General features: G+C 39.6%; 20 protein-coding genes and 1 other annotated feature. Of the genes, 17 read left to right on the forward strand and 3 right to left on the reverse strand.

The window, feature by feature from the left end:
- Window positions 1–176 precede the first annotated feature (176 nt).
- The 5 genes from ACOSV2_RS01365 (at window position 177) to ACOSV2_RS01385 (ending at window position 4472) form a co-directional block, all read left to right on the forward strand.
- A complete protein-coding gene (locus ACOSV2_RS01365) occupies window positions 177–1109 on the forward strand; it encodes a beta-ketoacyl-ACP synthase III (protein WP_428973655.1) in 933 nt (310 codons plus the stop codon).
- A gap of 44 nt (window positions 1110–1153) precedes the next feature.
- A complete protein-coding gene (fabF, locus tag ACOSV2_RS01370) occupies window positions 1154–2398 on the forward strand; it encodes a beta-ketoacyl-ACP synthase II (protein ID WP_428973656.1) in 1245 nt (414 codons plus the stop codon).
- A 95-nt stretch (window positions 2399–2493) separates the two neighbouring features.
- Window positions 2494–3261 (forward strand): DUF2268 domain-containing protein, encoded by a 768-nt coding sequence (locus ACOSV2_RS01375; protein WP_428973657.1) that lies wholly within the window; start codon window positions 2494–2496, stop codon window positions 3259–3261.
- A gap of 155 nt (window positions 3262–3416) precedes the next feature.
- Window positions 3417–3638 (forward strand): hypothetical protein, encoded by a 222-nt coding sequence (locus ACOSV2_RS01380; RefSeq protein ID WP_148968459.1) that lies wholly within the window; start codon window positions 3417–3419, stop codon window positions 3636–3638.
- Window positions 3639–3722: 84 nt separating this feature from the next.
- Entirely contained in the window at window positions 3723–4472 is a 750-nt protein-coding gene (locus ACOSV2_RS01385) for a YjbA family protein (protein WP_113969949.1), read from the forward strand.
- 135 nt (window positions 4473–4607) lie between these two features.
- On the opposite strand, the gene trpS is transcribed toward ACOSV2_RS01385, so the two are convergent.
- Both trpS and ACOSV2_RS01395 read right to left on the reverse strand, forming a co-directional pair.
- Entirely contained in the window at window positions 4608–5606 is a 999-nt protein-coding gene (trpS, locus tag ACOSV2_RS01390) for a tryptophan--tRNA ligase (protein WP_428973658.1), read from the reverse strand.
- Between the two features lie 50 nt (window positions 5607–5656).
- Window positions 5657–5889: a binding site (T-box leader), on the reverse strand.
- Between the two features lie 47 nt (window positions 5890–5936).
- Complete coding sequence (locus tag ACOSV2_RS01395) at window positions 5937–6320, reverse strand: DUF3899 domain-containing protein (RefSeq protein ID WP_428973659.1); 384 nt, start codon at window positions 6318–6320, stop codon at window positions 5937–5939.
- A gap of 504 nt (window positions 6321–6824) precedes the next feature.
- Between ACOSV2_RS01395 and ACOSV2_RS01400 the strand changes: the two genes are divergently transcribed.
- From ACOSV2_RS01400 to pepF, 12 genes are all read left to right on the forward strand, one after another.
- Window positions 6825–8480 (forward strand): peptide ABC transporter substrate-binding protein, encoded by a 1656-nt coding sequence (locus ACOSV2_RS01400; protein WP_428973660.1) that lies wholly within the window; start codon window positions 6825–6827, stop codon window positions 8478–8480.
- Window positions 8481–8648: 168 nt separating this feature from the next.
- Window positions 8649–9578: an oligopeptide ABC transporter permease gene (opp3b, locus tag ACOSV2_RS01405; RefSeq protein WP_113969953.1), complete on the forward strand. Its 930-nt coding sequence runs from the start codon at window positions 8649–8651 to the stop codon at window positions 9576–9578.
- On the forward strand, window positions 9578–10603 hold the full coding sequence (gene opp3C / locus ACOSV2_RS01410; protein WP_428973661.1) for an oligopeptide ABC transporter permease: 1026 nt from the start codon (window positions 9578–9580) through the stop codon (window positions 10601–10603). The genes opp3b and opp3C overlap by 1 nt, the downstream gene beginning before the upstream one ends.
- 18 nt (window positions 10604–10621) lie before the next feature.
- The gene (locus tag ACOSV2_RS01415; RefSeq protein WP_428973662.1) at window positions 10622–11692 is read left to right on the forward strand and encodes an ABC transporter ATP-binding protein; all 1071 of its coding nucleotides are present in this window, start codon (window positions 10622–10624) and stop codon (window positions 11690–11692) included.
- Window positions 11692–12627: an ABC transporter ATP-binding protein gene (locus ACOSV2_RS01420; protein ID WP_149155199.1), complete on the forward strand. Its 936-nt coding sequence runs from the start codon at window positions 11692–11694 to the stop codon at window positions 12625–12627. Before ACOSV2_RS01415 ends, ACOSV2_RS01420 begins: the two co-directional genes overlap by 1 nt.
- A 269-nt stretch (window positions 12628–12896) precedes the next feature.
- Window positions 12897–14048, forward strand: a complete 1152-nt coding sequence (locus ACOSV2_RS01425; protein ID WP_428974263.1) for a putative glycoside hydrolase — start codon at window positions 12897–12899, stop codon at window positions 14046–14048.
- 272 nt (window positions 14049–14320) lie between these two features.
- A complete protein-coding gene (locus ACOSV2_RS01430) occupies window positions 14321–14893 on the forward strand; it encodes a GNAT family N-acetyltransferase (RefSeq protein WP_428973663.1) in 573 nt (190 codons plus the stop codon).
- 304 nt (window positions 14894–15197) lie between these two features.
- Window positions 15198–15593: a transcriptional regulator SpxA gene (gene spxA / locus ACOSV2_RS01435; protein ID WP_032089161.1), complete on the forward strand. Its 396-nt coding sequence runs from the start codon at window positions 15198–15200 to the stop codon at window positions 15591–15593.
- Between the two features lie 359 nt (window positions 15594–15952).
- Window positions 15953–16624 (forward strand): adaptor protein MecA, encoded by a 672-nt coding sequence (mecA, locus tag ACOSV2_RS01440; RefSeq protein ID WP_428973664.1) that lies wholly within the window; start codon window positions 15953–15955, stop codon window positions 16622–16624.
- 76 nt (window positions 16625–16700) lie between these two features.
- Window positions 16701–18206 (forward strand): cardiolipin synthase, encoded by a 1506-nt coding sequence (gene cls, locus ACOSV2_RS01445; protein ID WP_428973665.1) that lies wholly within the window; start codon window positions 16701–16703, stop codon window positions 18204–18206.
- 89 nt (window positions 18207–18295) lie between these two features.
- On the forward strand, window positions 18296–19489 hold the full coding sequence (locus ACOSV2_RS01450) for a competence protein CoiA (RefSeq protein WP_428973666.1): 1194 nt from the start codon (window positions 18296–18298) through the stop codon (window positions 19487–19489).
- A gap of 88 nt (window positions 19490–19577) precedes the next feature.
- Entirely contained in the window at window positions 19578–21401 is a 1824-nt protein-coding gene (gene pepF / locus ACOSV2_RS01455; protein WP_428973667.1) for an oligoendopeptidase F, read from the forward strand.
- A gap of 106 nt (window positions 21402–21507) precedes the next feature.
- Here pepF and ACOSV2_RS01460 read toward each other — a convergent pair whose 3' ends face one another.
- Window positions 21508–21696 carry a hypothetical protein gene (locus tag ACOSV2_RS01460; protein WP_113969963.1) on the reverse strand — a complete coding sequence of 63 codons (189 nt, stop codon included), beginning with the start codon at window positions 21694–21696 and terminating at the stop codon, window positions 21508–21510.
- Window positions 21697–21878 lie beyond the last annotated feature (182 nt).

Genomic DNA, 21878 nt, shown 5'->3' on the forward strand with positions numbered 1-21878 from the left:
TAACCTATGAAAATATGGGTTGTACGAGTATAGTCAAACGCGTAGAAGAAAGGGAGAAGAAAAAATAATTGCAGAAAGTAGAAATCTTCGGTAAAATTAGTACCAACTCATAATAATTGATAATAAACTTAAGTATATGAAAAAAACATAAAAAAAAGAAAGTAGGGAATGCCAGTATGAATACAGGAATTATTGGAATTGGGCGTTATCTACCTGAAACAATTTTAACGAACGCAGACCTAGAGAAAATGGTGGATACATCGGATGAATGGATTCGGACAAGAACTGGGATTGAAGAAAGAAGAATAGCAAATAATGAAACAAATACATCTGACATGGCTTTTGAAGCTGCGAAGAAAGCAATCACTGATGCGGAGATTAATCCAGAAGATATCGATTTAATTTTGGTTGCAACGGTAACTCCTGATCATCCTTTCCCCTCGGTGGCTTGCTTGCTACAAGAACGATTAGGAGCAAAAAGGGCTGCTGCCATGGATATCAGTGCTGCTTGTGCAGGATTTATGTATGGTATGATTACGGCAAAGCAATTCATAGATAATGGTGCATATAAAAATGTACTTGTTGTGGGAGTAGAAAAATTATCAAAAATTACAGATTGGGAAGACCGAAATACTGCCGTTCTATTTGGAGACGCAGCAGGAGCAGCGGTTCTGGGACCGGTTCCGGACGGTAAGGGGATCCTTGCCTATGAACTGGGGGCAGATGGATCTGGGGCAAAGCATTTATATCAAGACGAAAAACTGATCATGAATGGCCGTGAGGTATATAAATTTGCAGTACGTCAAATGGGTGAATCCAGTATAAATGTAATCGAAAAAGCGGGATTAAACAAAGAGGACGTTGATTTCTTAATTCCTCACCAAGCCAACATCCGTATTATGGAAGCAGCAAGACAACGTTTGGATTTGCCGATTGAAAAGATGTCTAAAACGGTAAATAAGTACGGTAATACTTCAGCAGCTTCTATCCCTGTTTCTTTAGTGGAAGATTTAGAAGCAGGAAGAGTGAAAGAAAACGATGTAGTCGTCATGGTAGGATTCGGCGGCGGTTTAACCTGGGGCGCAATCATTATGCGCTGGGGCAAATAAATAGAACTCCCTTCTATAACTTACAGACAAAGGAGATGGAATAAATGAACAAGAAACGTGTAGTTGTAACAGGATTGGGAAGTGTTACCCCCTTAGGGAATGATGTGGAATCAACGTGGTCAAATATTTTAGCAGGGAAGACGGGTGTAGGTCCGTTAACACGCTTAAATGCAGACGATTATCCTGCCAAAGTGGCAGCTGAATTGAAAGATTTCAATATCGAGGATTTCGGCGTCGAGCGGAAAGAAGCAAGAAAAATGGATCGCTTCACTCATTATGCGATTGCAGCATCGTTAATGGCAGTCAAAGATTCCAAGCTCGACATTACAGACGAAAACGCTCACCGTGTCGGCGTGTGGGTCGGTTCAGGTATCGGGGGAATGGAAACGTTCGAACAGCAATATGAAACCTTCCAAAAGCGGGGATATCGCAGAGTAAGTCCATTCTTCGTTCCCATGATCATTCCTGATATGGCTGCTGGACAAGTTTCCATCATGCTGGGAGCAAAGGGCTTTAATTCTTGTACAGTCACTGCATGTGCGACAGGGACAAATTCTATTGGAGATGCATTTAAAGTCATCCAGCGTGGAGACGCGGATGTCATGGTTTCAGGTGGGGCAGAAGCACCGATTACCAAGATGTCAGTAGCGGGCTTCTGTGCAAATACAGCTCTATCGACGAATACAGATCCTGAGAAAGCTTCAAGACCATTCGATGCAAACCGTGACGGATTTGTCATGGGAGAGGGAGCAGGTATCGTGGTTCTGGAAGAGCTTGAGCATGCATTGAAACGCGGAGCACCGATTTATGCTGAAATCGTTGGCTACGGTTGTACGGGAGATGCATATCATATCACCGCTCCTGCACCGGCAGGAGAAGGTGGAGCGAGAGCAATGAAAATGGCGTTGGAAGACGGTGGAGTACTTCCTGAGCAAATGGATTACATCAATGCTCACGGAACAAGCACTCCTTACAATGACAAATACGAAACGATGGCAGTAAAAGAAGTATTTGGGGAACATGCATATCAATTAGCCATGAGCTCAACGAAATCCATGACAGGTCATCTTCTGGGAGCCGCAGGAGGAATTGAAGCGATTTTCACAGTACTCGCGATGAAAGACAGCGTGTTGCCTCCAACAATCAATATAGAAACACCAGATCCGGATTGTGATCTTGATTATGTAGCGAACGAAGCAAGAAAACAGGAAGTGAATGTGGCGATGAGTAACTCATTAGGTTTCGGTGGCCATAATGCTACGATCGTCTTTAAAAAATATAATAACTAAAATGAGAACGAGCCCGCTAACGCATTAGCAGGCTCGTTTTTTGTTGTGAACTCTCTTTCCTATACATATACATGATAAAAAGCCAGGAAAGAGGGATGAAGGTGACCGTTGCTCCTACTGATGAATGGCTTGAAGACTCCATTCATAAGCCTATAGAGCTTTTAAAGAATACAATAAACGGAAAAGACGATCAAAAATCCTTTTATCAATACCTTATGAAGCATGGAATGTACAAATCATCACATCATGCCGAAGAAATTTACGAAAAGATGAAAGATCATAACATATGGGAACGTTTTTCCCTTTATGAAAAAAAGTATAAACGAAAATGGAAGGGTCCTAATGTTCCGATTTACTTATTTCCCGTACAGGAAAAGAGAGGTATGTTCCAATCCTCAATGAAAAAGTCAGGTGTATGTTTTAAAGACGAGATTTTCTTTTTTATAACGGAACAGGAAGATACGAAAGAGTACGAAGCTCTCTTTGTTCATGAATACCATCACTGTGTCAGAATGAAATTACTAAACAAAGAAGACAAACAATATACCTTATTGGATTCAATCATTTTTGAAGGACTGGCAGAACATGCCGTTAAAGAGTACTGTGGCGAAAAATACACAGCTTCCTGGACAAAAGCCTATGAAGAAAATGAAATGTCGCGTTATTTCGAGAAATGGATTCAGCCTAATTTGGATGTAACAAGAAGCAGTCCCCTTCACGATCATTTACTTCTTGGTAAGAAATCGTATCCCAACATGCTGGGTTATGCCGCTGGTTATTACCTGGTTGAAAATCATTTAAAGAAAAAGCATGCATCTACCATAGCCCTGATAGGAAAAGCATCATCAACCTTCTTACCTTAGGAGAATGGGGGATCAAATCAGTCAGGTATTTTTCTGAATAGCAGGCAGGTGATGAAAATAGGAGCCTGATTTCGTCATATCTTCCATTTACCCTCATAAACTATAGTAAGAATGGACGAGCTAAATCTCTAAATGCGAGGATAGAGGCGGAAGGTATGGTGTTTCGAATGTTTGTATTGTTTATCGGGTTTGGACTGGCTGTTTCAGGAGGAGTGAGCTTAATTATTTATTTAAATCTTCTCACCACCGGAATGACTTTTTCAGACTATATTCTTTTCGTATCCACCCGAGTCGAATGCTATTTATTTCTCTTAGGGATTCTCATCATCACGCTCTCGATCTATATCCCCCGGAGGAAAAATAATCACTATCTATAAAACTCTTGATGAATAGGAATAAATTTACACCGATTTGCCTATACTGATTGACAAATAAGATTGTAGCAAAGCGAGGGGTCAATCATGTTATATCTTCATGATGTATGGGTAAATTGGTTCGAAGGCGAAGAAAATGGCTACAATGTCTGTCATTTTCACGAATGGAGAAAAGAGGACGTTATTGAGTTATTGGATCAAGTTCCTCTCATCAAAGTGGACACTGTTCTATTTCATTACATCGAGAATGATTTATCAGAGTTACCTCAACAACTGCTTAATAATGTCTATCAAAAAGCTTATTTACGAAAAAACCACGAACGAATTCAACTGGATTATTGCTTCATTGTCACAGATGGGACAGGAATACTTGCAGTGGATACGATTGGGTATACCGTTCCAATCAGAAAAAGCAGGCTGATCCCAAGACAGGAACAGCTTGTCTATGAAATGGTGGAAAGTCATGAAACGATGGAATATGCCATTCAGCCTGAGGCTAAGAGGGAGGATTCCTATCATATTCTTTCACCGAGTCCTTATATGATGAGTGGACTGACAAGAAAAGAAAGACAGTTGAAGCAACTATTATTTATGGCGCTGGATCAGCTCCACAGCTCAAACAACACGGCGGAAATCCGCTACTGGTACACAGAATGGGCACCGCAACGGTACCGAACCATCCAGGAATTGGACTTTGAAGAAATTTGGCAAATGTTATACGAAGAAACGCAGTTTGGCTGGTCGGACAAGCACCTGACCCTATGCGAAAACTTAATCAAGGGACAACCCTTCTTTGAGAAATTATGGGAAGTGGAAAATCGTCCTAAGGTAAATTGATAGGTGAATGAAAACCTCAAGTCTTTGATGGGCTTGGGGTTTTTTGTTTAGGATTAGAGGGGGGGGGGAGGCGATGATGAGCGGTCACTATAAAAAAAGCCCAGAGCCTCATACTGCAAGCCCTGAGCAACCATGCTATTTTCTCTTTCTCTCTTTACGCCCGAGCCCCATGGCCTTTTCCATCTTCTTCAGCATTTTGTTTGCGGCAAAATTAGCTTTTTCTGCCCCGCGATCGAGGATATCATCCAACTCTTCAGAGTCAATCAATTCATAGTAGCGGTCCTGCACGGGCTTAATGGCATTGATGACAACTTGAGCTAAGTCACCTTTAAAGTCTCCATAGCCCTTACCTTCATACTTTTGTTCAAGTTCTTCTATTGAACTGCCTTCAAGAATCGAATAGATGGAAAGGAGATTTGATACTCCTGGTTTGTTTTCTTTATCGTATTTAACGACTCCTTCTGAATCCGTCACAGCACTTTTGATTTTCTTTTCAATCTGTTTCGGATCGTCTAGGAGTGTAATAAATGATTTCTGGTTAGAATCAGACTTACTCATTTTCTTCAAAGGATCCTGAAGGGACATGACACGGGCGCCAACTTTAGGAATCCGGACTTCAGGAACCGTAAAGATGTTGTTGTATTTATTATTGAAGCGCTCTGCAAGATTTCTCGTCAATTCTAAATGCTGTTTCTGATCTTCTCCCACAGGTACTAAATCTGTTCCATACAGAAGAATATCGGCTGCCATTAATGGTGGGTAAGTTAACAAACCTGCAGAAACGGCTTCTTTCCCATGTGATTTATCTTTGAATTGGGTCATTCGTTCTAGTTCACCAATATACGTCACGCATTGCAGAATCCATCCTGCCTGTGTATGAGCCGGAACTTCTGATTGAATGAATAAGGTTGATTTCTCAGGGTCGATACCACACGCAATGTAGAGTGCAGCAAGGCTGCGGATGTTTTTGCGAAGCTCCATTTTATCCTGCGCTACCGTGATTGCATGCTGATCCACTACACAGAAATAACAATTGTATTCTTCCTGAAGCTCAGTGAATTGCTTCATGGCCCCGATGTAGTTCCCAAGTGTAATCGTACCGCTCGGTTGAATGCCGCTAAATATTGTTTTCATCTTATTTCCTCCTGTTTTTCACAAAATAAAAACCCACCCGTCCTATTGAAGATAGGGACGAATGGGATGATTTCCGCGGTGCCACCCTAAGTACTCAGATGAGTCAGCTTAGTCCATGACGGGCATGGAACCTCTTTAACGTGAGGTTAATCCGTTATATGCTACTCCATTTCACAAATAAAGCTCAAAAGTCCATTCCCTTTCCAATGAATACTTGTTTCCACCAGCCACAAGCTCTCTACAAATCATATGGAAAAGTACTACTCTTCATCTACGCTATTTACTATCATTTATTATATATTTTTATTATATGAAAAATAATATGGTAATTCAAGTGTACAACAGATAGGACAAAGCGATAGAAAGAAAGAGGGTGATGGAGCCGATGATCAGAACTGACCTGGTAATGGAAATAGATCGCTTGACTCCGTATTCCTCATATGCTTCCTTCGTATCGTCCAGATCGTCAAACTGGGAAATGTACTTTCCTTGTTTGGTGCTGTTTCGGAATCTCTTAAGGGCATACACGATGCCATTGAAAAATCCTTTTTGAAATATATATAGGAGGGAACCTGCGGCAACATACGTTATTCCGATAATAAACAAGCTATCTATAATAGAGAGAAGGATGTTTTTTCCCTGAAATATAGCAGTGACGATGGCGATGATGAAGAACAGCAGGGTAAGTAGGTAGAAAAAATTTAATCGTTTCATAGTTCTCCTTAAAATGTTTTTATCAAAAGTATACATGAAGCCCTTAGAAGAATTCAATCCTTCATATATATTCAAGCTATCATGCATTGTATGGGAAGGGATAATATAAATCCGCATAGGGTACTCAATTAAAACATCAGTAAAATCATAAAAATATGAATGGAATAAAGTATGTATTCTATTTTTTATATTTAGTCTTGTGTATTTATATTTATAACAGAAATAGAGCCAATGATTGTAACCTGACACCCATAATAACAATATATTATATGCTGGGGAATTTACTTTTGTAACAATTGTAATGGGACAAACTCTCTAAAATGTTTAACTAAAACCCATTGATACCAACGTTTTGGCGTCAATATACCTATTAATCTGATAATTTTGCAAAAAAACTGTTAAATTCATATTGCAATAATTTCTCTATCATGTATAATAAGTAACAAATCTTCTGAAAATTAGAAGATAAATAAATATGAGATTTACGAGGAGGTCAATTTCAAGATGAAGAAAAAGTTTTCATTCTTGCTAGTTCTTCTTCTGGCTCTAAGTACTTTCTTGGCTGCTTGTGGCGGCGACAAGAAAACTGAGGGCAATGAAGGAGCATCTGGCGAAGGCGGCGAGTCCGCTGAACAAAGAGAACAGGTACTTAACTTACTTGAGAGTTCTGAGATCCCATCAATGGACTCTACTCTAGCAACTGACTCTGTTTCATTCAAAGTCATGAACAACGTATTTGAAGGTCTTTACCGTTTAGGTGAAAATGATGAGGCTGTACTTGGTATGGCTGCAGAAGAACCAAAAATCAGTGAAGATGGTAAAACATACACGTTCAAACTTCGTGATGCTAAATGGTCAAACGGAGATGCAGTTACTGCAAACGACTTCGTTTATGCTTGGCAAAAAGCTTTAAACCCTGATACTGGTGCAGAGTATGCGTACATCATGTACGATATTAAAAACGCTGCAAAAGTAAATGCTGGTGAAGTTCCAGTTGAAGAATTAGGTGTTAAAGCGGTTGATGAAAAAACATTAGAAGTTCAGCTTGAAACAGCTGTACCTTACTTCAAAGCTTTACTTTCTTTCGCAACTTTCTATCCTCAAAACCAAAAGTTCGTTGAAGAAAAAGGCGATAAATTCGGTCTTGAAGCTGACACTGCCGTTTACAATGGTCCATTCACACTTTCTGAGTGGAAGCATGAGCAAAGCTTCAAATTAACTAAGAACGACAGTTACTGGGATGCAGAAGCTGTTAAGTTAAAAGAAGTAAACTTTAACATCGTTAAAGATACAGCTACGGGAGTTAACTTATACGAAACAGAAAAAGCGGATATCGCGGGTCTTTCAGCTGAATTCGTTGACAAATACAAATCAGATGAAAACTTCAAAACAAAGGCTGATACTGCTGTATTCTTCCTTCGTTTAAACCAAAAGAATGAAGTTATGGCTAATGTAAATGCTCGTAAAGCATTTGATGCAGCTTATGACAAGAAAGGCATGGTTGACGTTCTACTTAACAATGGATCTATTCCTGCCTACTTCTTAGTACCAAAAGATTTCGTTTCAGGTCCGGACGGTACTGAGTATCGTGAAGCTGTAGGTGATTTCGGTGGTTTCGATCCTGATAAAGCTGCAGAACATTGGGCTAAAGCGAAAGAGGAGTTAGGTAAAGATTCTATTGAATTAGAACTACTAAACTATGACTCTGACAGCTCTAAGAAAATCGGTGAATTCCTCAAAGAACAATTAGAGCAAAACTTAGAAGGATTAACTGTTTCAATCAAAGCACAACCATTCAAGCAAAAGCTTGAGTTAGAATCTAAAGGTGATTATGATGTTTCATTCGCCGGATGGGGTCCTGACTATCCAGATCCGATGACATTTGTTGACATGTTCGTAACTGATGGTGCTCATAACCAAATGGCTTACTCTAATCCAGAGTATGACAAGTTAATCGAACAGGCTAAAGGTGAACTTCTTGATGATCCAGAAGCTCGCTGGCAAGCAATGGTTGACGCAGAAAAGATCCTTTTCGAAGATCAAGCGATCAGCCCGATGTACCAACGTGGAACTGCTTTCTTAGAGCGTCCATATGTTAAAGGTCTGTTACGTCACTCATTTGGTGCAGATGCATCATACAAATGGGCTTACATTGAGTAATCGTTAGCTCGATGAACAAACCTTCAGAGGAGAGTGTATGCGAAGCATACGCTCTCCTTTTCCAGTGAATGTCGAAAATTATCAAAAAAGTAAAAATATATTGAATATTTGTCGATTATCGATATAATAAAAATGTAGAAAAAAAAGATAAAAAAGGGGGGCTAAAGAATGGTCAGATATACAATTCAACGTATCGTCTATATGATCATCACTTTGCTTATCATTGCAACCGCCACTTTCTTTCTGATGAAGCTCCTACCTGGATCTCCACTACAAAACACAGAAAGGCTGTCTCCGGAACAACAACAAATCATCCTGGAGAAATACGGTCTGAATGACCCGCTGCCAGAACAATATGTGAATTATATGGTTGGGTTGGCAAAAGGTGATTTAGGGTTGTCCTTCCAATATGACAATCGTCCAGTAACACAGATTCTTGGAGATCGTATTGGTCCTTCCGCACTTCTTGGATTCCAAGCTATGGTATTAGGTACATTCTTAGGGTTACTCATTGGAATTATTGCAGCAATCAAGCATAATACATGGTTAGATTATGGATCAACATTCCTTGCTGTACTGGGTATATCGATTCCTTCCTTCGTATTCGCAGGACTTCTGCAGTACTATGTTGGGGTTAAGCTTGAATGGCTGCCGGTAGCGTTATGGGGGGAATATAAACATACTATTCTTCCAACTTTAGCATTGACGGTGTTTGTAGTAGCAACCATTGCCCGTTTTATGCGTACTGAAATGCTGGAAATATTAAACTCCGATTATATTTTACTTGCAAAGGCAAAGGGGATTTCCCAAACATCTACAGTTGTAAAGCATGCTGTTAGAAATGCTTTAATCCCTATTGTAACGATTCTAGGGCCAATGACTGTTGGTGTAATGACAGGATCTCTTGTTGTTGAACGTATATTCGCAGTCCCTGGTTTAGGGGAACAATTCGTACTATCGATCAATACAAATGATTACACGGTTATTATGGGGATTACCCTCTTCTTTAGTGCTTTATTTATTGGTGTAATCTTCTTGGTAGATATTCTTTATGGAATTATTGATCCACGTATTCGCTTAGCTGGAGGGAAGAAATAATGGAAGCAAACAAAAAGAAACTAGATCAACTTAGTCCAGAACTCTTCCAACCTCAAAAGGCTAGTGGAGAGGAGTCAGAGAAAATTTCTCGTCCGAGCTTGAATTTCTGGCAGGACTCATGGATTCGTTTACGTAAGAATAAAGGCGCGATTGCCGGGATTGTTATCACCGCAATCATTATTTTCTTTGCTCTTTTTGGGCCAATGATGAACGAATATAAGTTTAGCGATCAAAATATCCGACATGCAAAGCTTCCACCAAAAATTGAAGCGCTTTCAGGGATTAGCTGGTTACCCTTTGACGGAAAAGATGCAGATGGATTTGATGTATATGAATCAAGACAAATTAAAGAAAACTATTGGTTTGGTACTGATGACTTAGGCCGTGACCTGTGGACCCGTACTTGGAATGGTACGCGTGTATCTCTTTACATTGGAATATTAGCAGCCATTATCGATTTCATAATCGGTATCTCTTATGGTGGGATTTCTGCTTATTACGGTGGGAAAGTCGACGATATCATGCAACGGATCATCGAAATCCTTGTAGGGATTCCAAACTTAATTGTTGTTATTCTCTTTATCCTGATATTCGAGCCGGGTATATTCTCTATAACCATGGCCATGGTTATAACCGGTTGGACCGGCATGGCCCGTATCGTCCGTGGACAGGTACTTCAATTAAAGAACCAGGAATTTGTACTTGCTTCCCGTACTTTAGGAGCAACCAGCAACCGTTTAATCTTTAAACACTTGCTTCCAAACGTAATGGGACCTGTTATTATCACTACAATGTTCACTGTTCCTGCTGCGATTTACACAGAAGCATTCTTAAGCTTTATCGGATTGGGGATTGCTCCACCAAGAGCATCTCTGGGGTCATTGGTTAATGAAGGATACAGATCAATCCAGTCATTTCCTCATATGATGCTAGTACCTTCCGCTGTTATTTCATTAGTCATTTTAAGCTTTAACTTAATGGCCGATGGTCTGCGTGATGCACTAGATCCGAAAATGCGTAAGTAATGGAAGGGAGATAATATTATGTCGAAAATTTTAGAAGTGAAAAATCTACACGTCTCCTTCAATACGCATGGAGGAGAAGTTCAGGCTGTCCGAGGTGTAGATTTCCATTTAGATAAAGGTGAAACACTGGCGATCGTTGGTGAATCTGGTTCAGGTAAATCAGTTACTACGAAAGCGATCATGAGATTGATTCCAAACCCGCCAGGCTTCATCAAAGGTGGAGAAATGTTATTTGAGGGTAAAGACTTAGCGAAATTACCGGAAAAGGATATGCAGAAAATCCGTGGGAAAGATATTTCTATGATTTTCCAAGATCCGATGACGTCCCTGAATCCTACAATGACTATTGGTAAACAGATCATGGAACCACTGGTGAAGCACCAGAATATGAGTAAAAATGATGCGAGAAAACGTGCGATTGAGTTACTTAAACTTGTTGGCCTGCCTAGCCCTGAAACACGCTTTAAGCAATATCCTCACCAATTCTCAGGTGGTCAGCGTCAGCGTGTCGTTATCGCAATCGCCCTTGCTTGCAATCCGAAAATTCTGATTGCCGATGAGCCGACGACGGCATTGGATGTTACCATCCAAGCTCAGATCCTTGAATTGATGAAAGATTTACAAACAAAGATAGAAACTTCCATCATTTTCATCACTCACGATCTTGGAGTAGTTGCAAACGTAGCTGATCGTGTAGCCGTTATGTATGGAGGACAGATTGTTGAAACAGGAACAGTGGATGAAATTTTCTACGATCCACGCCACCCATATACGTGGGGATTGATCGGCTCCATGCCGACAACCGAAACAGAAGGTGAGCAGGAGCTCGTTGCCATTCCTGGAACTCCACCGGATTTATTAAATCCACCTAAAGGGGATGCGTTCGCTCTTCGCAGTGAATATGCATTGAAAGTAGATTTTGAACAAGAGCCGCCATATTATCAGGTTTCAGATACTCATTATGTGAAGTCCTGGTTATTGCATCCAAGTGCTCCAAAAGTAGAGCCGCCTGAAATCGTGAAATTAAGACATAGACAAATGCCCTCTAATTATAAAGAGCCGGTACTTGTTGAGGGGGTTCGTTCATAATGGCAGAGAAATTATTAGAAATTAAGAATTTAAAACAGTACTTTAACCCGGGAAAACCGAATATGGTGAAAGCTGTTGATGATATCAGTTTTGATATTTATAAAGGGGAAACCCTTGGCCTGGTTGGTGAATCAGGTTGCGGTAAATCTACGACTGGTCGTACGATCATTCGTTTGTATGATGCCACAGACGGCCAGGTTCTCTTTAATGGTGAGGACGTTCATGGTAAGAAATCACGTTCACAATTAAAGAAATTCAACCGTAAGATGCAAATGATCTTCCAGGATCCATACGCAAGTTTGAATCCCCGTATGAAGGTTGCTGATATCATTGCTGAAGGTATCGACATTCATGGACTGGCTTCTTCCAAAGAAGAACGTATTAAAAGAGTTCATGACCTGCTTGAGACGGTTGGCTTGAATAAAGAGCATGCCGGTCGTTATCCACATGAATTCTCCGGCGGTCAGCGCCAGCGTATCGGGATTGCCCGTGCCTTGGCAGTGGATCCGGACTTTATCATTGCCGATGAGCCAATTTCAGCTCTTGACGTTTCGATTCAGGCACAGGTAGTTAATCTTATGCAAGAGCTTCAGAAAGAGAAAGGGTTAACGTACTTATTTATCGCCCATGATCTTTCCATGGTAAAATACATCAGTGATCGTATCGGGGTTATGTATTTTGGTAAGTTAGTCGAGTTGGCACCAAGTGATGCCCTTTACAAGAACCCGCTACATCCTTATACGCAATCTCTATTATCAGCGATTCCGTTACCGGATCCAGAGTATGAGCGCACGCGCAGAAGAAAAGAATATAATCCTTCTGTTCACAATTATACAGAGGATGATAATCTGGAAATGCGAGAAGTGGCGCCTGGCCATTTCGTGTATTGCTCAGAGAAAGAGTTTGCGCAGTATAAAGCTCAGTACAAAAGCTGAACATTTTACAAAAGCTCCCTTTAATGAGGGGGCTTTTTTTATTGAAGGGCAGTTTTATTCTTTTTTAACATGAAAATCATACTATATAATGAAGATATTTAATTTCCTTGGAAATTTCGACAGTTTAGGAGTAATACCCCTTTTCTTTCAAGTTATTTCCTTGTTAGAATAGTATAAGGTGTTACATATTTTACTAGATAGCTTATTTAATAGAGGAGAGGTTTATTTTGAAATGGAGTAAGGTAGCGACATCCTTATGTTTAGTCACAATGTGCGTATTGCCGTTCCAAACAGCGAGTGCTGACGGAGATGGGACGGTTGCCCACGAGAAGAGAAGTCTTTCTTTAAGTAAGAAAGAAATCGCAAGTCCCGCCCCAAGATTTGCATATGATTCCGGCTTTAAATTTGAATATCCTGATGCGGTTAGAGGGGTTTATGTTACCGGTCACTCTGCAGGAGGCGCGAGATTTGAAAGCTTAACGAAACTAATGGATGATACGGATCTAAATGCCATGGTTATTGATATTAAAGATGATCACGGATATGTTACATACGAACCCGATGAATCTTCTCCATACGCTAAAGTAGGTAAGCCTTATATCAAAGATCCTAAAGCGATATTAAAGACACTCGAAGAAAAACAGATTTATCCAATCGCGAGGGTTGTGGTATTCAAAGATACGGTATTGGCGAATGAGAAACCAGATCTTTCCTTTAAAGATGGAGGTCAGGTATGGAAAAATGGAAGAGGGGAATCCTTTGTGAACCCATTCATGAAAGAAGTGTGGGATTATAATGTGGGAATTGCCATTGAAGCCGCCAAAATGGGATTCCAGGAAATCCAGTTTGATTATGTCCGTTTCCCTGAAGGCTTTGAAAAACGAGACGATGAACTACTATATAACGGTGGTGAATATGCGGAGCAAGACACAGATAATGTACAAAAACGTGTGCAGGCAGTAACAGACTTTGTAGAGTACGCCCATGAAAAACTTGAGCCTTATGGAGTTAAGGTTTCTGTGGACATTTTCGGGTATACAGCAACGCTTCCAGAGGCACCTGGGATAGGGCAGAACTTCTCAAAAATATCTGAAAACGTCGATGTAATTTCATCCATGATTTATCCAAGTCACTGGACTCCGTACTTTGGAATCGCTAAGCCCGATTTACAACCTTATGAATTGGTTTCTGAATATGCCAAGCTTGAAAATTCCAAGTTAGCAGAATTAGATAACCCACCTATTTCAAGACCTTGGCTTCAGGATTTCACTGCCTCCTGGTTAGGAAGTGGAAACTATAAGGCCTATGGAAAAGCAGAAGTTGAAGCGCAGATTAAAGCATTGAATGATCAAGGAATTAAAGAATTCCTTTTATGGGATGCAGGTAATACGTATACAGAAGGTGTAGACTATACACCTTGATCGAAAAGACCGGCCTGGGAAGTCCCAGGCCGGTCTTTCTTAATGAGGCTTTTCGATTTGAAAAAATACTCAAACATTGTTATCATTAAAGTATTGGTAAGATTAACCGCTTTCAACCACATTACCCTCTTCATAGGTGTTTCAAGCCTGTGATTCCGTATTTTTCATCCCACGGATGAGACTAACATCTAACATAAACATTTTTTTTCTGAGAAAAATAATTGTATCCCGTTAGTCACTGTCACCCAAAATTCTTTTAAAGGAGTAGATCCATGCATTGGTATGAAAAGTTAAATCAGTATTTCCCGGTAGAGGAAATGAAATCAAAAGAACACCTTGAGTCATTACTCAAAGAAAGAAGCGACATCTATCATAAAGATGAGGGGCAATACCACGTACTTATGTATGCCGAACTTGATGATTTTATCTTTATCGATTATCTTTTTGTCTCGAAGGATGCCCGCGGGCAAGGATTGGGTCATAAGCTCCTCGAGAAGTTAAAAGAAAAGAACAAAGCGATTATTTTAGAAGTAGAGCCGGTGGATTATGATGACACTGACACGGAAAAGCGTTTAAAGTTCTACAAGCGTGAAGGATTCGAACATGCTGGCAGTATCGGGTATGCACGTAGATCCCTCGCTACGAATGAAATCAATGAAATGGAAATCCTTTATTGGGCCCCAAACAACGAATCAGAAGATCTGATTTTCAATTCTATGAAGAAAACATATGAATTAATCCACACCTATAATGATAAGAAGTTTTATGGTGCGTCTTACCAGCCGGTTGAAGAAGTCTTGAAAAAAGACAAAGACCGTGATGGAGATGTACTGAAAAACCTCTAAACCAAAATAACCTTATTGTCCATTCGCAATAAGGTTTTCTAAATGAAAAAATGAAAATGTTCTATATCATGTTTAGGCTCTTTTTGAACCGGGTAAAGTCATAGTAGAAAGAGATCATATAGCGTATGTTAAACCTATGTATAGGAAATTTGACAAATTGGTTAAAACTATGTTCAAGGGACAGTAATTCATGTATAATACATAATAGAGATTTCTTATTTAAACTTATTTTAATTAACAGACGATGTTTAAAATGAAATACTCTATATAATAAAAAAAATCCTTAAGGGAGTGTGAATGATTCGTGGTTACATTATTCACTTCACCTAGTTGTACATCTTGTCGTAAGGCAAAAGCTTGGTTAGAAGAGCATGAGATTCCATATACAGAGCGTAACGTATTCTCTGAGCCATTAAGCATTGATGAAATTAAGGAAATCCTGCGTATGACTGAGGACGGAACGGATGAAATCATTTCAACCCGTTCTAAGACATTCCAAAAGCTTAATGTAGATTTAGAAACTTTACCACTTCAAGAACTGTTCGAGCTTATCCAGAAAAATCCTGGTCTTTTAAGACGTCCAATCATCTTGGATGAGAAGCGTCTTCAGGTAGGATACAATGAAGATGAAATCAGACGATTCCTTCCGAGAAAGGTTCGTACGTTCCAACTTCTAGAAGCTCAAAGAATGGTAAACTAAAGTATTCTTACATTCTCATCATATTATCAATGTTTGAGAATATATAAGGGAAAAGGGGCTGACCCTTTAAGGAACGTTGCGTATCCTTTCGGGTCAACCCCTTTTATATTAGCATAAGTATTAACACTTGAATTTTCTGCAAATATTCGCTAAAATGTCAAAAACACGTTAAATAGTGGGATTTGTGAAGAAAAAAATGGGTGTTATTTTTATTCCATTTTCAGTGTTTATATCATAAAATAGAAGTACAAGGTACAAACTAACCTAAATGTATCTTCTATCTTCACCAGCAATCGAGCAAAATTGCTCAGAGGGTGTAGTCCCTTCACCAACATCATGCAAGAAGGGAGAGGTGTTAATTGGAAATCGAACGCATTAATGAAAATACGGTCAAGTTCTATATATCTTACGGAGATATAGAAGATCGCGGCTTTGATCGCGAGGAGATCTGGTATAATCGTGAAAGAAGTGAAGAACTCTTCTGGGAAATGATGGATGAGGTTCATCAAGAAGAAGATTTCGGAATTGAAGGACCGCTATGGATTCAAGTTCAAGCGTTAGATAAAGGGCTAGAAGTACTGGTTACAAGAGCTCAGGTTTCAAAGGATGGTCAGAGATTTGAGTTGCCTATTCCAGAGGATAAGCTTAAGGAACTTCCTGTTGATGAGCGGATAGAGGAGCTTCTGGATCAGCATTTCCAAATCAAGCAGGACCAAGATGGGGAAGCAGAAGTGGCACTGGATTTCACTTTGAAGTTTAATGATTTCGAAGATGCGATTTCTTTATCACATCGGATGAAAGACATGTCTTTAGATCATTTGGAGACAAAGCTGCTTGCATTCGAAAATAAATATTATATTTACGTTAAATTTTCAGAAGAGCACTTCTCGGAAGAAGATATCGACAATATGTTAAGTATACTACTTGAATATGCGAATGAGTCACGAATGACCGTTCATCGCCTAGAAGAGTACGGAAAAGTAGTCATTAATGAACATGTGTTTGGGACATTAAGTGAACATTTTTCTTAAGGATCATACCGGTTTCATTTAGAAATCGGTATTTTTTTTATTTAGCATCATTAAGCCAGTGGAAGGTGTTAGAGGTATGAAAAATACAGTGAGGGTCCTCTTATTTATTGCTGTTCTCGTGTTAAGTTATATTTTTTATTTTGATCAGTACCTTTCAGGTATGGTCAAATATATTAGTCTGGTTTTTACTTTCTCTGTCATTGTGATAGGTTTTCTTATCTTCTTTGAGAATCGTCACCCCACTCAAACATTAACGTGGTTAGTTGTTTTAGGTGCTTTCCCATTCCTTGGTTTTATCTTCTATTTATTGTTCGGCCGTAACTATCGGAAAGAGAAAATGTATAAGAAGAAGTACATATTGGACAAGGAAACCTACAATAAATTTGAGCCAGGTCCTAAGGAAATGAATGCTGAAATGTTTGGCTTGTTTCAGGAAAAGCACTTTCAGCTTGCTCAGCGGATAGGAAACAGTGCCATTTCTTTTTCCAGTGAAACGAAGCTTTTAACCAATGGTAACGAGACATTTGGAGAAATACTCAGATGGTTGAAAACGGCCAAGCATCACATTCATATGGAATATTATATTGTCCGTCATGATGATATTGGAAATCAGATTAAAGATATCCTTATTGAACGAGCCAATAATGGGGTGAAAATCCGCTTTCTTTATGACGCCGTTGGGGCATGGCAATTGTCAAAGGATTATATAACTGAATTAAAAGATGCGGGGATTGAAGTGGTTCCGTTTGGTCCCGTCAAAATTCCTGTTCTCAATAATAAGTTTAACTTTCGAAATCATCGCAAGATCATCGTCATTGATGGAAGTATTGGATTTGTTGGGGGACTTAATATTGGAGATGAGTACTTAGGTAAAAATCCTCACTTTGGTTTCTGGAGGGATACCCACCTATTTGTAAGGGGTGAAGCGGTTCGTACGCTGCAGCTCATCTTTCTTCAAGATTGGTATTATATGACGAATGACGATTTCTTGACTCCAGGGTATTTAAGCCCTGATCCATTGGAAAATGCAAACGATGGTGGAGTTCAAATGATTGCAGGAGGACCTGATAATGAGTTGAGCGTTTTGAAGAATATCTTCTTCTCGATGATCACTTCTGCAAGAAAAAGCGTATGGGTTGCATCACCATATTTCATACCGGATGAAGATATTTTCTCAGCACTTAAAATTGCTGCTTTAAGTGGTGTGGATGTAAGGCTATTGGTTCCCCATAAGCCTGATAAACGAATTGTATTTCACGCTTCACGATCTTATTTCCCCGATCTTCTCGAAGCAGGTGCCCGAATCTTTGAATATCAAAAGGGCTTTATGCATAGTAAGATTGTCATTGTCGATGAAGAAATGGCATCGATCGGGACATCAAATATGGATATGAGAAGTTTTCATTTAAACTTTGAAGTCAATGCATTTCTATATAAAACAGAAAGTACCGACTCTCTTGTGAAAGAATATTTACATGACTTAGAGGATGCAGAAGAACTGCAGCTGGAAGAATTTCAAAAGAGACATCTTGGCTATCGATTATTGGAATCCACTTCACGCTTAATGTCACCTCTATTATAAGATGGAACCTTCAAGTGATTTTTTGCTTGAAGGTTTTTTTGGAAGGATTTTCACGATTTTTGGCGAATGATTATTGAAGGAGGTGTTCTATGTTAACGGCGTTATTTAGAGAGAAAGTGTTTTCAACCATCCATTACACAAGAGAGGAATTAAAGAATCTGCGAAGTAAGCGTCCTATATTTCTCTGTCCTCATTGTTCATCCGAAATGAACCTTCGCATCGGAAACCAAAACGTTCCACATTTTGCTCATCATTCACAGTTCCAATGTGCGATCGGAAAGCAGCATGAGTCACCGCGGCATCTACTTAGTAAGCAACTGCTATATGAAAGGTTAAGAGAGCATTATACGGAGGTGAGTGTTGAATATTATGTGAAAGAGCTTCAACAGATCGCTGATATTTATGTAAAAACGGAATCTAAAAAAATTGCCATTGAGATTCAATGTTCTTCCATTCCCATTCCCGACATCCTTTCTAGAACTGGGGGATATCAGAGTCAAAACATCACTCCGTTTTGGATGCTTACCCAACCGGTGACAGTAAAGCAAAAGGGATTGCTGCATTTACCGTCATTTCAGCAAGCGTTTATCCGGTATTCACCCCATTTCCACCATTTTCTTCTCCATTTTTCTCCTGAAGATAGAAGCTTTACATTATTTACTCATCTCATACCTGTTTCAGTCTCAGATTTTATTAGTGCAGCACCTGTCAGAATCCCTATTGAGCAATTTACTCTTCCTTTATCCATCCCACATTCTACAGTCAATCACCCATATCTATTAAAAAACTGGAATCAATACCGAATGAAGTGGATCTATAACAAACTTCATTACAGTAAAGCAAAAAGCGATTTATTTTTGCGGGAAGTGTATAGAGAAGGGGATACATTTTTATATTTACCTTTGATTGTTGGAATGCCTGTATTCCCTCATGGAATCCATTTTAAAAATCATGCGATCGAGTGGCAATACTATATATGGAATGATTGTCTGAAGATGGATCGATTTATTTCAGAGGAAAAAGTCGTTAAGGTAATTAAAAGAAGGATGGATAGAGGATATTTAGAATTCCGTGCGCTTCCTTTTGTAGGGGGGGACCAACTGCTAAAGGATATAGTAAAGAGTTATTTGGCTCTCTTGAAGGATATGCAGGTGGTCAGAAAGATGGAGGGTGGGCAATATCAGCTCTTGGAGGCGTGGAATTGTCCAGACAGCTTTCCAGGTTTCGAACAGCATCAGCATGATTTTTTTCCTAAATGGAATCATATATTAAAAAAGGTCTAATAAAGATTGTTTTGTTGCAGGAAAATCTTAGATAAGAGAGAATGTAACTATAAGGAATTTTCTGTAGATTTCAGAATGGAGGATGTATATGTCAAAAGATACAGCTACGAAAAGTCTGCCTGGCAGGAAAGAGGTAGAGGAGAAGTTAACGTGGAGATTGGAAGATATTTTTGAAAGTGATGAAGCGTGGGAAAAAGAATACAAAGCAATTAAAGAGTTAACGGGAAAAGCAGATGAGTTTAAAGGAACTTTAGGTGAGAGTGCAGATCAGCTTTATAAAGCATTTGCCTTCCAAGATGAAATTATGGAACGTATGGGTAGGGTTTATACATATTCTCATATGCGCTATGACCAGGATACAACCAATTCATACTATCAAGGACTCGATGACCGTGCCAAAAGTCTTTATACACAGTTGGGGAGTAAGTTTGCCTACTTAGTACCTGAAGTGCTTTCGATTGAGGAAAGTAAGCTTCAAGGGTTTCTTGACGAAAAAGAAGAGCTGAAGAAATACAAGCATGCTTTAGAAGAAATTAATCTCCAGCGTCCACATGTTCTTTCAGCGGAGGAAGAAGCATTACTTGCTCAAGCTTCCGAAGTGTTCAGTGCGGCGAGTAACACGTTTGGTATGCTGAACAATGCAGACTTGGAGTTTCCGAGCATTAAAGATGAAAACGGGGAAGAAGTAGACATCACACATGGCCGTTTCATTCGATTCCTGGAGAGCAGTGATCGACGCGTACGGGAAGAAGCGTTTAAAAAGGTGTATGAAACCTACGGCAAATTCGAAAATACGTTTGCCTCCACATTAAGTGGCGCAGTAAAGAAAGATAATTTCGTCGCAAACGTAAGACATTACGATTCAGCAAGACATGCGGCATTATCAAATAACAATATTCCTGAACAGGTGTATGATAACCTGGTTGATACGGTCAATAAAAACCTTCATTTGCTGCAACGCTATGTAAAGCTTCGTAAGAAAGTATTAGGCTTGGATGAAGTTCATATGTATGACTTATATACACCGTTAGTGAAGGAAGTCAAGATGGACATCAGCTATGATGAAGCACAGAACATGATCCTGGATGGCTTAAAGCCTTTAGGAGAAGAATATGCCAATGTCCTGAAAGAAGGCTTTGATAACCGTTGGGTGGATGTTGTCGAGAACAAAGGAAAAAGAAGTGGGGCATACTCTTCAGGAGCATACGGCACCAATCCTTATATCCTCATGAACTGGCAGGATAATGTGAACAATCTATTTACACTCGCTCATGAGTTCGGACATAGTGTTCACAGCTATTATACGCGCAGTGCTCAGCCTTACACGTACGGCCATTACTCCATCTTTGTTGCCGAGGTGGCTTCTACATGTAATGAAGCATTATTGAATGATTATCTATTAAACACAATTGATGACGAGAAAAAGCGTCTGTACCTATTAAATCATTACCTGGAAGGATTCAGAGGAACCGTTTTCCGTCAAACCATGTTTGCGGAGTTTGAACACCTCATTCATAAGAAAGCCCAAGAAGGGGAAGCACTTACTTCTGAATTCTTAACAAAAGAATATTATGAATTGAATAAAAAGTATTTTGGAGAGGACATCTCGATTGATGAAGAGATTGGATTGGAATGGGCTCGAATTCCTCACTTCTACTACAATTACTATGTTTATCAATATGCAACGGGCTTCTCGGCTGCGACAGCTCTCAGTCAGCAAATCCTTGAAGAAGGAGAGCCGGCTGTAGAACGCTACATTGATTTCCTGAAAGCGGGCAGCTCTGATTATCCGATTGAAGTATTGAAAAAAGCAGGAGTGGATATGACAACCTCCAAGCCGGTAGAAGACGCTTGCAAAGTCTTTGAAGAAAAGTTGAATGAAATGGAAGAACTACTTGAAAAGTTACAGTAAATAGAGATCAGGAACCTACTGGTTTAAAAATAAACTCCCCTTAGAAAGGAAAGTATTCTAAGGGGAGTTTATTTTTGGGGGAGTTTTCGAAAGAAAGGTCCGTCCCTCATTTCATTGATTTGAATCCTTTGAAGCGGTTGCGGGTTCCGAGGGAGTGGAAGAAGAGCAGGAGTGAAAGAAAGAGGATCGGGGATGTTATATAGATCGGAACAAGGCGCATGAGTCCGAGGATGTTTATGAAGAAGCTGATCAGGATTAACAGCAGGAGGATTCCGTATTTTATTTTTAGTGCCATATCTTTTCCCTCCGGTGATAAGTTGTCTTATACACATGTATATGAAGGAGGAGAGGGGAACATGAATGGTTTTTGACAATATTGTGAAATACCATACAAACAACTTGCCAATACAAGTGGGGGCGTGATATATTATCAGTGTGAAGTTGATCACAAGCAAACATATACCCCTTTGTTTGACC

Source organism: Rossellomorea sp. DUT-2 (assembly GCF_052665285.1).

Coding starts and splice junctions, on each gene's coding strand:
- ACOSV2_RS01420 (WP_149155199.1), top strand. CDS start 11,692: ATGGCAGAGAAATTATTAGAAATTAAGAATTTAAAACAGTACTTTAAC.
- cls (WP_428973665.1), top strand. CDS start 16,701: ATGAAAAATACAGTGAGGGTCCTCTTATTTATTGCTGTTCTCGTGTTA.
- ACOSV2_RS01365 (WP_428973655.1), top strand. CDS start 177: ATGAATACAGGAATTATTGGAATTGGGCGTTATCTACCTGAAACAATT.
- opp3C (WP_428973661.1), top strand. CDS start 9,578: ATGGAAGCAAACAAAAAGAAACTAGATCAACTTAGTCCAGAACTCTTC.
- fabF (WP_428973656.1), top strand. CDS start 1,154: ATGAACAAGAAACGTGTAGTTGTAACAGGATTGGGAAGTGTTACCCCC.
- pepF (WP_428973667.1), top strand. CDS start 19,578: ATGTCAAAAGATACAGCTACGAAAAGTCTGCCTGGCAGGAAAGAGGTA.
- ACOSV2_RS01385 (WP_113969949.1), top strand. CDS start 3,723: ATGTTATATCTTCATGATGTATGGGTAAATTGGTTCGAAGGCGAAGAA.
- trpS (WP_428973658.1), bottom strand. CDS start 5,606: ATGAAAACAATATTTAGCGGCATTCAACCGAGCGGTACGATTACACTT.
- ACOSV2_RS01415 (WP_428973662.1), top strand. CDS start 10,622: ATGTCGAAAATTTTAGAAGTGAAAAATCTACACGTCTCCTTCAATACG.
- opp3b (WP_113969953.1), top strand. CDS start 8,649: ATGGTCAGATATACAATTCAACGTATCGTCTATATGATCATCACTTTG.
- ACOSV2_RS01400 (WP_428973660.1), top strand. CDS start 6,825: ATGAAGAAAAAGTTTTCATTCTTGCTAGTTCTTCTTCTGGCTCTAAGT.
- ACOSV2_RS01430 (WP_428973663.1), top strand. CDS start 14,321: ATGCATTGGTATGAAAAGTTAAATCAGTATTTCCCGGTAGAGGAAATG.
- ACOSV2_RS01425 (WP_428974263.1), top strand. CDS start 12,897: ATGTGCGTATTGCCGTTCCAAACAGCGAGTGCTGACGGAGATGGGACG.
- ACOSV2_RS01380 (WP_148968459.1), top strand. CDS start 3,417: ATGGTGTTTCGAATGTTTGTATTGTTTATCGGGTTTGGACTGGCTGTT.
- ACOSV2_RS01375 (WP_428973657.1), top strand. CDS start 2,494: ATGAAGGTGACCGTTGCTCCTACTGATGAATGGCTTGAAGACTCCATT.
- ACOSV2_RS01450 (WP_428973666.1), top strand. CDS start 18,296: ATGTTAACGGCGTTATTTAGAGAGAAAGTGTTTTCAACCATCCATTAC.
- ACOSV2_RS01395 (WP_428973659.1), bottom strand. CDS start 6,320: ATGAAACGATTAAATTTTTTCTACCTACTTACCCTGCTGTTCTTCATC.
- ACOSV2_RS01460 (WP_113969963.1), bottom strand. CDS start 21,696: ATGGCACTAAAAATAAAATACGGAATCCTCCTGCTGTTAATCCTGATC.